15 protein-coding genes are annotated in these 13,301 nt (G+C 60.9%); 12 read left to right on the plus strand and 3 right to left on the minus strand.

Annotated elements, in window-relative coordinates:
* Nucleotides 1-16 precede the first annotated feature (16 nt).
* The 6 genes from ACZZ0A_RS13095 to ACZZ0A_RS13120 all read left to right on the plus strand — a co-directional run bounded on the left by ACZZ0A_RS13095 (nt 17) and on the right by ACZZ0A_RS13120 (nt 6,816).
* Nucleotides 17-943 (plus strand): 4-hydroxyproline epimerase, encoded by a 927-nt coding sequence (locus tag ACZZ0A_RS13095; RefSeq protein ID WP_007916054.1) that lies wholly within the window; start codon nt 17-19, stop codon nt 941-943.
* 55 nt (nt 944-998) lie between these two features.
* Complete coding sequence (locus tag ACZZ0A_RS13100) at nt 999-1,946, plus strand: dihydrodipicolinate synthase family protein (protein WP_007916052.1); 948 nt, start codon at nt 999-1,001, stop codon at nt 1,944-1,946.
* A gap of 70 nt (nt 1,947-2,016) precedes the next feature.
* Nucleotides 2,017-3,609 (plus strand): aldehyde dehydrogenase (NADP(+)), encoded by a 1,593-nt coding sequence (locus ACZZ0A_RS13105; RefSeq protein ID WP_463543251.1) that lies wholly within the window; start codon nt 2,017-2,019, stop codon nt 3,607-3,609.
* A complete protein-coding gene (locus ACZZ0A_RS13110; RefSeq protein ID WP_007916048.1) occupies nt 3,599-4,861 on the plus strand; it encodes an NAD(P)/FAD-dependent oxidoreductase in 1,263 nt (420 codons plus the stop codon). The genes ACZZ0A_RS13105 and ACZZ0A_RS13110 overlap by 11 nt, the downstream gene beginning before the upstream one ends.
* 171 nt (nt 4,862-5,032) lie before the next feature.
* Nucleotides 5,033-5,866 (plus strand): oxidoreductase, encoded by an 834-nt coding sequence (locus tag ACZZ0A_RS13115; RefSeq protein WP_095111901.1) that lies wholly within the window; start codon nt 5,033-5,035, stop codon nt 5,864-5,866.
* Nucleotides 5,867-5,877: 11 nt separating this feature from the next.
* Nucleotides 5,878-6,816, plus strand: coding sequence for an AraC family transcriptional regulator (locus ACZZ0A_RS13120; protein WP_463543252.1), 939 nt, complete (start codon nt 5,878-5,880; stop codon nt 6,814-6,816).
* Nucleotides 6,817-6,821: 5 nt separating this feature from the next.
* Here the strand turns inward: ACZZ0A_RS13120 and ACZZ0A_RS13125 are convergent, their stop codons facing one another.
* The 3 genes from ACZZ0A_RS13125 to ACZZ0A_RS13135 all read right to left on the minus strand — a co-directional run bounded on the left by ACZZ0A_RS13125 (nt 6,822) and on the right by ACZZ0A_RS13135 (nt 8,357).
* Nucleotides 6,822-7,034, minus strand: coding sequence for a hypervirulence associated TUDOR domain-containing protein (locus ACZZ0A_RS13125; RefSeq protein ID WP_095111899.1), 213 nt, complete (start codon nt 7,032-7,034; stop codon nt 6,822-6,824).
* 28 nt (nt 7,035-7,062) lie between these two features.
* On the minus strand, nt 7,063-7,263 hold the full coding sequence (locus ACZZ0A_RS13130; RefSeq protein ID WP_463543253.1) for a hypothetical protein: 201 nt from the start codon (nt 7,261-7,263) through the stop codon (nt 7,063-7,065).
* A 167-nt stretch (nt 7,264-7,430) separates the two neighbouring features.
* Complete coding sequence (locus ACZZ0A_RS13135) at nt 7,431-8,357, minus strand: Gfo/Idh/MocA family protein (RefSeq protein ID WP_463543254.1); 927 nt, start codon at nt 8,355-8,357, stop codon at nt 7,431-7,433.
* 188 nt (nt 8,358-8,545) lie between these two features.
* Between ACZZ0A_RS13135 and ACZZ0A_RS13140 the strand changes: the two genes are divergently transcribed.
* The 6 genes from ACZZ0A_RS13140 (at nt 8,546) to ACZZ0A_RS13165 (ending at nt 13,247) form a co-directional block, all read left to right on the plus strand.
* On the plus strand, nt 8,546-9,595 hold the full coding sequence (locus ACZZ0A_RS13140; protein ID WP_007916032.1) for an NAD(P)-dependent alcohol dehydrogenase: 1,050 nt from the start codon (nt 8,546-8,548) through the stop codon (nt 9,593-9,595).
* Nucleotides 9,596-9,718: 123 nt separating this feature from the next.
* On the plus strand, nt 9,719-10,414 hold the full coding sequence (locus ACZZ0A_RS13145) for a tRNA (adenine(22)-N(1))-methyltransferase (RefSeq protein WP_463544094.1): 696 nt from the start codon (nt 9,719-9,721) through the stop codon (nt 10,412-10,414).
* Between the two features lie 181 nt (nt 10,415-10,595).
* A complete protein-coding gene (locus ACZZ0A_RS13150) occupies nt 10,596-10,811 on the plus strand; it encodes a tautomerase family protein (RefSeq protein ID WP_463543255.1) in 216 nt (71 codons plus the stop codon).
* Nucleotides 10,808-11,464: a DsbA family oxidoreductase gene (locus ACZZ0A_RS13155; RefSeq protein ID WP_463543256.1), complete on the plus strand. Its 657-nt coding sequence runs from the start codon at nt 10,808-10,810 to the stop codon at nt 11,462-11,464. The genes ACZZ0A_RS13150 and ACZZ0A_RS13155 overlap by 4 nt, the downstream gene beginning before the upstream one ends.
* A gap of 49 nt (nt 11,465-11,513) precedes the next feature.
* Nucleotides 11,514-12,224 (plus strand): SDR family NAD(P)-dependent oxidoreductase, encoded by a 711-nt coding sequence (locus ACZZ0A_RS13160; protein ID WP_463543257.1) that lies wholly within the window; start codon nt 11,514-11,516, stop codon nt 12,222-12,224.
* A 93-nt stretch (nt 12,225-12,317) separates the two neighbouring features.
* The gene (locus ACZZ0A_RS13165) at nt 12,318-13,247 is read left to right on the plus strand and encodes a LysR family transcriptional regulator (protein WP_463543258.1); all 930 of its coding nucleotides are present in this window, start codon (nt 12,318-12,320) and stop codon (nt 13,245-13,247) included.
* The last annotated feature ends 54 nt before the right edge of the window (nt 13,248-13,301 follow it).

Here is a 13,301-nt window from a genome sequence, read left to right on the forward strand (position 1 = left end):
CTAAAGGAATCTATTCATGAAACGAGTACACGTCATTGATTCCCACACCGGCGGTGAGCCCACGCGTCTGGTGATGACAGGCTTCCCCGACCTGCCCGGCAACAGCATGGTGGAAAAACGCGATGCGCTGCGCACTCAGCATGACCAATGGCGCCGCGCCTGCCTGCTGGAGCCTCGTGGCAACGATGTGCTGGTCGGCGCGCTGTATTGCGAGCCGGTCTCGCCGGACGCCACGTGCGGGGTGATTTTCTTCAACAACGCCGGTTATCTGGGCATGTGCGGCCACGGCACCATCGGCCTGATCAATTCGTTGCAGTACTTGGGAAAAATCCAATCGGGCATCCACAAAATCGACACGCCAGTCGGCCCGGTCAGCGCCACGTTGCATGAGGACGGCTCGGTGACATTGGGCAACGTGCCCGCCTACCGCCATCGCAAACAGGTGCCGGTGGACGTGCCGGGATTCGGTCAGGTATTGGGCGATATCGCCTACGGCGGCAACTGGTTTTTCCTCGTCTCCGAGCACGGCCAGACATTGACGATGGACAACGTCGAACACCTCACGGCGTACACCTGGGCAATGCTCAAGGCCCTCGAAGATCAGGGCATTTACGGCGAGGACGGCGCCGTCATCGATCACATCGAACTGTTTGCAGACGACGCCGTTGCCGACAGCCGCAACTTCGTCATGTGCCCTGGCAAAGCCTACGACCGCTCTCCGTGCGGCACCGGCACCAGCGCCAAACTCGCCTGCCTCGCGGCCGACGACAAGCTGCAACCCGGCGCCACCTGGGTGCAGGCAAGTATCACCGGCAGCCAGTTCGAAGGCCGCTTCGAATGGGACGGCGAGCGAGTGCGCCCGTTCATCACCGGCCGCGCTTACATGACCGCCGACAGCACCTTGCTGATCGACGAAGCAGACCCGTTCGCGTGGGGCATCTGAGCCACCGCGCAGACTTTTCACCTCAATTTGAACGATGTGCCAAGGAGTTAAAACAATGAGCGACAACATCTTCACCGGTTGCATGCCGGCCCTGATGACCCCGTGCACCGCCCAGCGCAAACCGGACTTCGACGCCTTGGTGGCCAAGGGTCGCGAACTGATCGATATCGGCATGAGCGCCGTGGTCTATTGCGGTTCCATGGGCGACTGGCCGCTGCTGACCGAGGCCGAGCGTCAAGAAGGCGTGGCGCGTCTGGTCGCGGCGGGCATCCCGACGATCGTGGGCACCGGCGCGGTGAATTCCCGTGAAGCGGTCTCCCATGCGGCGCACGCGGCGAAAGTCGGCGCGCAGGGTTTGATGGTGATTCCGCGTGTGCTGTCCCGTGGTGCTTCGGTCACGGCGCAAAAGGCCCATTTCGCCGCCATCCTGCAAGCCGCGCCGAATCTGCCGGCGGTGATCTACAACAGCCCTTACTACGGCTTCGCCACCCGCGCCGACCTGTTCTTCGAATTGCGCCGCGAGTACCCGAACCTGATCGGTTTCAAAGAATTCGGCGGTGGCGCCGACCTGCGTTACGCCGCTGAAAACATCACATCCAAGGACGATGACGTGACCTTGATGGTCGGCGTCGACACGCAAGTGGTGCACGGTTTTGTCAACTGCAACGCCACCGGCGCCATTACCGGCATCGGCAACGCCCTGCCCCGCGAAGTACTGCAACTGGTAGCGCTGAGCAAGCAAGCGGCCAAGGGTGATGCCAAGGCCCGGCGCCAGGCGCGGGAACTGGAATCGGCGCTGGCGGTACTGTCGTCGTTCGATGAAGGCTGCGACCTGGTGCTGTATTACAAACACCTGATGGTGCTCAACGGCGACAAGGAATACACCCTGCACTTCAACGAAACCGATGCGTTGAGCGATTCGCAGCGGCGGTATGCCGAGAAGCAGTATTCGCTGTTCCGTCACTGGTACGAGAACTGGTCGGCGGAACAGAACTTCGCCTGACACCTCAGCCTCACCTGCCGCGATGCGTTTTGCTACGCGGCAGGCATTTCCCTTTTATCAGGAAGACACCATGACTTTGACGGGCCACATGCTGATCGGGCAGCACACGATTGCCGGCAATCGCAGCGCCATTTGCGGGATCAATCCGGCCACCGATGAAGCGCTGCAACCAGCGTATGCCGGTGGCTCGGCCGGGCATGTCGAACAAGCCTGCGCGTTGGCTTGGGCCGCATTCGATGTTTATCGCGAGACAACCCTGAATGTCCGCGCCGAATTCCTTGAAGGCATTGCCGGGGAAATCGAAGCCCTGGGCGATGAGCTGATCGACCGTGCCCACGCGGAAACCGGCCTGCCGCACGCGCGACTGCTGGGCGAACGCGGGCGTACTTGCCAGCAATTAAGAATGTTCGCCCGCACGGTGCGAGCCGGTGAATGGCTGGATGTGCGTGTCGATAGCGCGCTGCCGCAACGTCAACCGCTGCCGCGCGCCGATCTGCGTCAACGGCAGATTGCGCTAGGACCGGTCGCGGTGTTTGGCGCAAGCAACTTTCCGCTGGCGTTCTCAGTGGCGGGCGGTGATACCGCATCGGCACTGGCCGCCGGTTGTCCGGTGATCGTCAAGGCGCACAGTGCGCATCCCGGCACCAGCGAACTGGTCGGCCGCGCGGTGGCCCGGGCGGTAAAAGCCTGTGGCTTGCCGGACGGCGTGTTTTCCTTGTTGTACGGCTCCGGCCGCGAAGTGGGCATTGCGCTGGTCACAGATCCACGGATCAAAGCGGTGGGTTTCACCGGTTCGCGCAGCGGCGGTCTGGCGTTGATTCAAGCAGCGCAGGCCAGACCAGAACCGATTCCGGTGTACGCGGAAATGAGTTCGATCAATCCGGTGCTGTTGTTTCCAGCGGCGCTGGACAATCGCACGCAAGCTTTGGCTGAAGGATTCGTGGCTTCGCTGACATTGGGCGCGGGCCAGTTCTGCACCAATCCGGGATTAGTGATCGCGTTGAAAGGACCGGCGCTGGACAAATTTATCGCCGCCACCGCCGAGACCATTCAGCGCAGCCCGGCGCAGACGATGCTGACACCGGGCATCTTCAGCGCCTACGAGGCTGGCGTGAATGCGCTTGCCGAAAGTGCCGATACGCGCATCGCCGGCGTTGGCCAGCCCGGCAGCGGCCCAAACCAGTGCCAGGCCCATGTATTCGTGACCGAGGCCGCCGACTTTCTCGCCGATCACCGCCTGCAAGCCGAAGCGTTCGGTGCGGCGGCGCTGATCGTACAATGCGAAAGTGAAGCTGAAATCCGTCAGGTCACCGAGCTTCTGGAAGGCCAGTTGACCGCCACGTTGCACCTGGATGACCAAGACCTGGAACAGGCGCGTGCATTGCTGCCGACGCTGGAGCGCAAGGCCGGTCGCTTGCTGGTCAACGGCTGGCCCACCGGGGTCGAGGTGTGTGACGCAATGGTTCACGGCGGGCCGTTCCCGGCCACATCCGACTCGCGCACAACATCCGTTGGTACGGCGGCGATCCTGCGTTTCCTGCGCCCGGTCTGCTATCAGGACTTCCCGGACAGCTTGCTGCCTGACGCATTGAAACAAGGCAATCCGCTGCAATTACGGCGTCTGCTTGATGGCCACAGGGAAGTGCAGCGCCATGGTGAATAACGTCTCCCACGACATCGCCGTGGTCGGCGCCGGCATCATCGGCGTCGCCTGCGCGCTGCGTCTGGCTCGCCAGGGTTTGCGCGTGGTGGTCATCGATCAGCAGCAACCCGGCCACGGCGCCTCATTCGGCAACGCCGGGCATCTGGCGACCGAGCAGGTGTTTCCGATTGCCGACGCGTCCATCCTCAAGCGCCTGCCAGCCATGCTGATGGACCCGATGGGGCCGTTGCGGCTGGACTGGAAATACCTGCCACGCGCCCTGCCATGGTTCACCCGGTTGCTGCTGAATCTGCGGCCGGCGCCTTTTCAGAACACCGTAGCAGGCTTGCGCGCGCTCAATGAAAGCAGTCTGGAGGCCTGGCAGCGCTTGCTCGCCGACATTCAGCGGCCCGACCTGTTGAAGATCGATGGCTCGTTACTGGTGTTCGAACGTCCCGAATCGCGTCAGGCAATCCAGGCATTGCAGAGCCGATTGCTCCAGCAGCAAGTGCCGGTCGACTACTGGCAGGCCGGCGCCATACGCGAAACCGCGCCGCAACTCAGCGAACAGATTCAGGGCGGTTTGTTCTTCCCGCGCACCGGGCATTTCATCGACCCCTACCGCGTGGTGTGCGAACTGGTCGAGGCGGCCAAGGCCAGTGGTGTGAATTTTGTCCAGCAACAGGTTCAGGGCGGCCATGTACAAGAGCATGGTGTTGCGCTGATCACCGGCAATGGCGCTCTGACTGCAAGCCGCGTGCTGATTGCCTGCGGCGCACATTCGGCGAAACTCACCGCCGCCCTCACCGGCAAAAAAGTACCGCTGGACACCGAGCGCGGTTACCACCTGATGCTGCCACAGGAACATGATCGACTGCCCTTCCCCGTCACCTCGCTGGAACGCAAGTTCATCATGACGCCGATGTCCGAAGGCTTGCGCCTGGCCGGCACCGTCGAGTTCGCCGGTCTGGAGAAGCCACCGAGCATGGAACGCGCATGGCAGTTGCATCGGTTGAGTCAGGGCTTGTTTCGCCAGGATCTGAGTGCTGAAGCAGCGACGCCGTGGATGGGCTTTAGGCCATCGTTGCCGGATTCGTTGCCGGTGATTGATCAGGTCTGTGGGGGCAAGGTGTTGCTTGCGTTTGGGCACCAGCATCTGGGGCTGACACAGGCGGCGGTGACGGCGGAGATGGTGGTGAGGATGACGCGCGCAGATGCAATCCCGGCAACGGCTTTGCCAAGTGGCACGCCCTATCGACTGGCACGTTTCTGACGGCCACAGAACAGCAAGATCGACGGTGAGCGTGCTTAGCCGGCAGCCACCGTTTTTTCTGAACATCACGAGCGCCTGATAGGAATAGGCAAGGCTCCAAGACAAACCGGCATAGGTGAGCGCTTGGGTGATGGCTACCATGACGTCACACCCGAGTCATTGGAGACCGTCATGAAACCAAGCAAAACCCTGTTCATCACCGGCGTCAGCAGCGGTTTCGGCCATGCACTGGCCAAGGAAGCCATTGCCAACGGCCACCGCGTGATCGGCACTGTGCGCAATGAATCCGACCTGAAAAACTTCCAGGCGCTGTCCCCGGACAACGCTTACGGGGTGCTGCTGGACGTCACTGATTTTGAGCGGATCGACAGCGTCGTTGCGCAAGTGGAAGCCACTCACGGTCCCGTCGACGTGCTGATCAACAACGCCGGTTACGGTCACGAAGGTATTTTTGAAGAATCTCCGCTGGAGGACATGCGCCGTCAGTTCGACGTCAATGTGTTCGGCGCGGTCGCCATGACCAAGGCCTTCCTGCCCTACTTCCGCCAGCGTCGCGCCGGCCGCATCCTCAACATCACCTCCATGGGCGGCACCATCACGATGCCCGGCATCGCCTATTACTGCGGCAGCAAATTTGCGCTTGAAGGGATCTCCGATACCCTGAGCAAAGAGCTGCGGCCCTTCAATGTCTTCGTCACGGCGGTGGCGCCTGGCTCGTTTCGCACTGACTGGGCCGGCCGTTCGATGCAACGCACCGCGCGCAGCATTGCCGACTACGACGCCAGTTTCGACCCGATCCGCCAAGCCCGGGAAGCAAAAAGCGGCAAGCAGCTCGGCGACCCGCAAAAGGCTGCGCAAGCGATGCTGCAGATCATCGATTGCCCCGAGCCTCCCGCCCATTTGTTACTCGGCAGTGATGCGTTGGGGCTGGTGCGTGACCGCCTGCAACAGGCGCTCGACGAGATTGATCAATGGCAAGCGCTGAGTTGCTCCACCGATCACTGAGAGAGAAAACAATGACGCCGGCCGATGGCAGCACCGCGCGCATGGTGCAACTGATGGAAGTCCTCGCACCGGTCGAGGGCTACAACCTCAGCGTGCTCGATGATGTACGCTTCCTGCGCTCGAATCGCCCACTGACCCGCACACCAGTGTTGTACGACCCCGGCATTGTCATCCTCTGCCAAGGTCGCAAGCGCGGTTATCTGGGTGAGGACACCTACGTCTATGACGCGCAGCATTATCTGGTGGTGTCCGTGCCCATCCCCTTCACCATGGAGACCGACGCCACGGCAGCCGAGCCGATGCTCGCGATTTACATGCAACTGGACTTTCAGTTGGCCAGCGAGTTGATGTTGCAAGTCGATGAGGTGCATGGCGTCAGCGATGCTGAGCCGAAGGGCATGTATGCCTCGCCGATGGACGACGCGCTGCGCACCACGACCTTGCGTTTTCTCGAGGCGATGAGCGTCGCCAGTGAAGCGAAAATTCTCGGGCCGGCGCTGGTGCGTGAAATCTATTACCGCATTCTCACGGGCGAGCAAGGTGGATCAATGCGTGCGGCGCTGCATCGTCGCGGGCATTTCGGCAAGGTGAGCCGGGCGATCCGCAAGATTCACAGCTGCTATCAGCAGCGCCTCGACGTCGAGCAATTGGCCCGCGAAGCGAGCATGAGCGTACCGAGTTTTCACCTGCACTTTCGCAGCGTGACCGATACCTCGCCGATGCAATACCTGAAGTCGACACGCCTGCATCAGGCGCGGCTGCTGATGCTGCGCCAAGCCATGAGCGCATCGGCAGCAGCGTTTGACGTGGGTTATGAAAGCGCCTCGCAATTCAGTCGCGAGTTCAAACGGTTTTTCGGCCGGACACCCCAAGCGGAGGTTGAATGGATGAAGGCGACGTACTCATTGCCGCCGCCGACAACGCCTTCCGAGTTTGTTTCGTCGCACTAGACCGGTCACTTCGCGGGATGAAGCGCCGCGCCGTGGTGCATCGCCAGATGCCCGGTCTTGTCACTTTTGACTTCGTACTGCGGCTCGTCCTTTGAAGCAGGCCGATGGCGGCCCATGAACTCGACATCCCGGGTGTGCACCTTGACAACCTTGCCCCGAATCTCCCCGGCCTCGCTGTTCCAGTGAACCGCGTCGCCGACCTTGAATGGCGTGCTCATGGTCTGTCCACACACTGATTCAATCCGGTCATTGCGACCCAGGATGCTCGCTCGACACCGAGTTGTTGGCCGCCACATCCGTCATGTCTTCATCGACCGGCGACTCTTCATCGGTGGGCAACGGAACCTCGGCCGGGTTGCGTTTCGGATCATGCCCCGTCTCATTGTCCGTCGTGCGTGTCACGTCTTGCTGTGACCGGTTGCCCGGTGCATTTTCATCGATGTCCATGCTTGTTTCTCCGTTCTTGTACGCGGGATATCCGCGCTTAAACGTGAGAGGCAACGGCACAGCGCAAGTGCCGGGCACTGGACGAACGGTGCTCTAACGAAAAAGCCTGCCGTTCAGGGCAGGCTCTCGCTTGGCGATTAAAATAACCGTGCCGGGCCAGCCGAAGGCTAATCGTAAAACGCCTCAACCAACACCCGACTGCCGACAAAAAAACTGTCCGCCACCAACCGCAACGGCTGCACATCCAGGTCACTGGCCTTGTCGCCAATCAACTGCTGAAAATGCCGATAAACCGCCGCGTACTCACCCTCCTCCGACACAGCCTGGCGCACACCGTCAATGCTCAACAACGCGCCGCCGTTATCCAGGCGCAACACACCTTCGGCGCAGCGAACCTCAATACTCCACAGCTCATCGTGCCCATGGTCAAAATCAAACTCCGCACGCACATCGAGGCGGCGGGCGTCAGACATTTGGATCGACGCGGCAATCGGCGACTGGCAGTTGTTCGGTACACGCAGTTCAGCGGATTCGACAAACAGCGGCAGCTTCAGCAGATGGGTGACGATCGATAAGGCATTGATGCCCGGGTCGAACACGCCGAGGCCGCCGGGTTGCCAGATCCAGGCCTGACCGGGGTGCCATTTGCGCACGTCTTCTTTCCAGTCGATCTGCACGCTTTGCAGGGTGCGCGAGGCGAGCCAGTCGCGGGCGGCTTCGATGCCGGGTGCGTAGCGTGAATGCCAGGCAAACAAGGCACTGACGCCCTGCCCAGCAGCCTGATCGACCAGCGCCATTGCCTCGCCCAAGGTGGCACACGGTGGCTTTTCCACCAGCACGTGTTTGCCGGCGGCCAGTGCTTGCTGCACCAGGGCGAAACGCCCTTGCGGCGGTGTGCAAAAGGCAATCGCATCCACCGACGGGCCGTTTTCCAGCAATTCACTTAAGGATTGGAAGTTTTCCACGCCTGCGCAAGGCTTGCCTTGCGTAGCGACGGAGACCAAGTGGAAGGCGGGATTGGCGAGGATTGCCGGGACGTGTTGATCCTGGGCAATCTTGCCGTAGCCCACCAGACCGAGACGGATTGGTTGCATCAATGACTCCTGTTTTGATTTTGTTGTCGTCAGTGAACCGGGAGATTACCTGCAAACGCCACGAGCGTCTGTCCGCGCAATGTCACAACAACGCACAGGATCAGGCAAGGATTGCACAGGAATGCGCTAGTGCCCGCAGCGCGGGAACAGAAACAATGCCTTACGACAAACCGATCGAGGATGTTCCCATGCTTGTACAAGCCTACGGTGCCCACGCGGGCGACAAACCCCTTGAGCCAATGCAGATCAACCGCCGCGCGCCGGCCGCCCATGATGTGCAGATCGATATCGCCTTTTGTGGCATCTGCCATTCGGATCTGCACCAGGTGCGCGCGGAATGGGCCGGCACGCAATTCCCGTGCGTACCGGGGCACGAAATCGTCGGTCGCGTTTCGGCCGTCGGCGCGCATGTCGCGGACTACAAGGTCGGTGATCTGGTCGGCGTCGGTTGCATCGTCGACAGCTGCAAACATTGCGATGACTGCGAAACCGGGCTGGAAAACTATTGCGACGGCATGATCGGCACCTACAACTTCCCGACCCCGGACGCACCGGGCTGGACGCTGGGCGGTTATTCGCAAAACATCGTCGTGCATGAACGCTACGTCCTGCGTATTCGCCATCCCGAAGCGCAACTGGCTGCCGTCGCGCCGCTGCTGTGTGCCGGCATCACCACTTACTCGCCGCTGCGCCACTGGAACGCCGGCCCCGGCAAAAAAGTCGGTGTGGTTGGCATTGGTGGCCTCGGCCACATGGGCATCAAACTGGCCCACGCCTTGGGCGCCCACGTGGTGGCGTTCACCACCTCTGAATCCAAACGCGAAGCGGCGAAAGCGCTGGGCGCCGATGAAGTGGTGGTGTCGCGCAATGCCGAAGAAATGGCCGCCCACGCCAAGAGTTTCGACCTGATCCTCAACACCGTCGCCGCGCCGCACGATCTCGATGCATTCCTCGTGCTGCTCAAGCGTGATGGTGCGTTGACGCTGGTCGGTGCGCCAGCCACTTCGCACCCGTCGCCGAACGTGTTCAACCTGATCATGAAACGCCGCACGATTGCCGGCTCGATGATCGGCGGCATCCCTGAAACCCAGGAAATGCTGGATTTCTGCGCCGAGCACGGCATCGTCTCCGACATCGAACTGATCCGCGCCGACCAGATCAACGACGCCTACGAGCGCATGCTCAAGGGTGACGTGAAGTATCGTTTCGTGATCGACAACGCAACGTTGGCCGGCTAAGCCTCAGCGCCCATTGGCCGTTCAGCGCGGCCAGTGGGCCATTGAATTCCGTCGCCGGGATTTGACAGGCCCGGCGTTGCTCGCCAGAGTCGCACCCCTTTGCCTGCCATCAAGGGGTTGCCGTTGAACGAACAGACATTGTCCATGCGCCTTGAGCGCGTGGCTGCCCACGTGCCGGCCGGGGCGCGGCTGGCCGATATCGGCTCGGATCACGGCTATCTGCCGGTGGCGCTGATGCGCCGAGGCCTGATCACTGCGGCGGTGGCTGGCGAGGTTGCGTCAACGCCGTTCCACGCAGCTGAACGCACCGTGCGCGAGAATGATCTGCAACAGCACATCAGCGTGCGCCTGGCCAATGGCCTGGCTGCGATTAAACCTGCCGACGGGATCACCGCCATCACGATCTGCGGCATGGGCGGTGAGACCATCCGCGACATTCTCGACAGCGGCAAGGCCCACCTCAGCGGCGAGGAGCGTCTGATCCTGCAACCCAACGGTGGCGAACAACCGCTGCGCCAGTGGCTGATGGAAAACGGCTACCGCATCCTCAGCGAAGAGCTTCTGCGGGAAAACCGCTTCGACTACGAAATCATCGTGGCCGAACGCGCTGAACCGGTGACCTATACCGACCAGGAACTGTACTTCGGCCCCTTGCAGATGCAGGCCCGTAGCCCCGAGTTTTTGCGCAAATGGCAGCACAAACTTCACCATAAGCAGAAGACGCTCAGCCAGCTCGCCCATGCGCAACAAAGCCTGCCAGAACAAAAGCTGCAAGACCTCAAACAACAGACACGCTGGATTACCGAGCTGCTGGCCTGAGCGCCAGCGTTTCGCACTGAGACAGCGCGTGCACAGGATGACTGCTCGCGCGCCCTAATTTGATACACCACATCACAAATGATGTACCTCAAACCCCATTTATCAACTCCCGCCCTCCTCTTAAAGTCCTCTCCAACAGCCGCCCATCACTCCGACGGGCCAGCGACAGGAGATACCCCAAATGCCTTTCATCAGCGTACGCATCACCCGTGACGGCGTGACCCGGGAACAGAAAGCCCAGGTCATCAAGGAGATCACCGAAACGATGGAGCGGGTGCTGCACAAGGACCCGAAACTCACCCACATCGTGATCGAGGAAGTCGACACCGATAACTGGGGTTATGCCGGCATCACCACCACCGAATATCGCCAACAGTTGGCGGACTCGCCGTCATGAGCCGGGCAGTGAAAATCGATTTCGTCTCGGATGTCGTTTGCCCCTGGTGCGCATTGGGCGCCACCGCTCTGGAGCAAGCGATCCGGAATCTGGCGGGCGAAGTCGATGTGGAGCTGACCTACAAACCGTTCGAACTGAACCCCGACATGCCCGCCGAAGGTGAGCACGCCATCGAGCACATGATGCGCAAATACGGGCGCAGCGCTGAGCAAGTGGCGGATCGCAACGCGATGATCATCGAACGCGGCGAGCAGATCGGTTTTCACTTCGACCTGGAAAAACGCAGCCATTTTTACAACACCTTCGATGCCCATCGACTGCTGTTCTGGGCCGCCACACAAGGACGTCAGCGTGAGTTGAAGCAAGCCTTGCTCAAGGCCTACTTCACTGACGGCAAGAACCCGAATGACCACGCCACGCTGGTGATGCTGGCAGGCGCAGTCGGGCTCGACAGTCAGCGTGCGCAAGAGGTTCTGGCCAACGCTGAGTTCAGCCAGGTCGTGCGCGAACTTGAACAGTTTTACCAGCAACGCGGCATCGATTCGGTTCCGGCCATGGTCCTTGATGACAAACAGGTCATCCCCGGTTCCCAGTCCGTCGCTTATTACGAGCAAGCGTTACGTCAGGCAGCACAGGTTGCGGCTCACGCCTGACCTCCGAAATCCGTTTATTCAAATCATCCAGATTGCATGAGGAAACATCATGAACACGTCCAAGAAAGTTGTAGTGATCACAGGCGCCTCGCAAGGCATTGGCGCAGGCCTGGTCAAGGGTTTCCGTGAGCGCGGCTATCAGGTGGTCGCGACCTCCCGTTCGATCAAACCGTCCACTGACGCGGATGTTCTCGCCGTCGCCGGTGACATCGCCGACCCGCAGACTGCCGAGCGCGTGATTCGCGAAGCTGTCGCACGTTTCGGGCGCATCGACACGCTGGTCAATAACGCCGGGATATTCGTCGCCAAGCCTTTCACCGAATACAGCAAGGAAGACTACGCACAAGTGGTGGCGACCAACATGAGCGGCTTCTTCCACATCTCGCAACTGGCCATTGCCGAAATGGAGAAAAACGCCAGCGGCCACATCGTCAGTGTCACCACCAGTCTGGTCGACCACGCGATTGACGGCGTGCCGTCGGTGCTCGCTTCGCTGACCAAGGGTGGCATCAACGCGGCAACCAAGTCGCTGGCCATCGAGTATGCCAAGCGCGGCATTCGGGTCAACGCGGTGTCGCCGGGCATCATCAAAACACCGATGCACGGTGAAGAGACTCGCGCCGCCCTCGGCAGCCTGCACCCGGTTGGGCATATGGGCGAAATCGATGACATCGTGCAGGCGATCCTCTACCTGGACGGCGCGAACTTCGTCACCGGCGAAATCCTCCATGTCGACGGTGGTCAGAGCGCTGGCCATTGATACCTCCCCGCAGCACCGCCGGTGTGTACCGGCGGTGCCGCTTCATGAGATAAGCCTGAGAATGAACCGTCAGTTGATCCTCGGTGTACTCACATGAAGCGCCACTTTGATGACTTGCAATTGGGCAGTATCGAACTCTTCTGCCTCGCCGCTGAAGCCGGCAGTTTCACCGCCGCCGCGCAACTCGCGGGGGTGACACCCGCAGCGGTGAGCCGGTCGATTTTGCGTCTGGAACAGCGCTTGGGTTCGCGCCTGTTTGCCCGAACCACACGCAGCATTCGCTTGACCGAAGCGGGCAGAAACTTTTTCGTCCAGTGCAGCCAGGCGCTGACGCAACTGGTCGAAGCGCAACAAGAAGTCATGGGCGCACAGACCTCACCGTCCGGTCAGTTGCGCATCAGTCTTCCCACCACTTACGGGCATCACCGCATCCTGCCGCTGCTTCCCAAATTCCGTGCGCTCTATCCCGACGTGACTGTCGACATCCACTTGGGCAACCGCAATATCGACTTCGTCGGCGAAGGCTACGATCTGGCGATCCGCGTCCGCGCGCAACCGGATTCGACCATGGTTGCGCGGCTGCTGGAAGATGCAAAACTGGTGGTGGTCGCCTCCCCCGACTATCTGAAAAAGGCTGGCACACCGAAGACGCTTGAGGATCTGGTGCAACACGAATGTATTCAGTTCGAACTGCCGAGCAGCGGGCGGCGGATCTCCTGGCTGTTCCAGGAAAATGGCCACGATCGCGAAGTGATTTCCGACGGCGGTTACTCCTGCTCCGATGACGTGCTCGGCGGTGTCACCCTGGCCAGACATGGTGCCGGGGTCTTCCAGACGTACAAGTTCATTGTCGAAAAGGAGCTGGCGGACGGCAGCTTGGTCGAGGTACTTAAGCCGTACGCCGGGCGCTCGCGACCTTACACCTTGCTCTACCCGCACGGGCGGTATGTGCCGCAACGGGTCAGGGCGTTTGTCGACTTTCTGTTGCAGTTTCGTGATGAGTGGGCGGTTGACGCTGATTGAATCGGCGCAACACAAAAGCCTGCTTTTCATGGCAGGCTTTTGTTTGGTCGCGCA

The sequence above is a fragment of the Pseudomonas sp. AC242 genome (assembly GCF_979258655.1).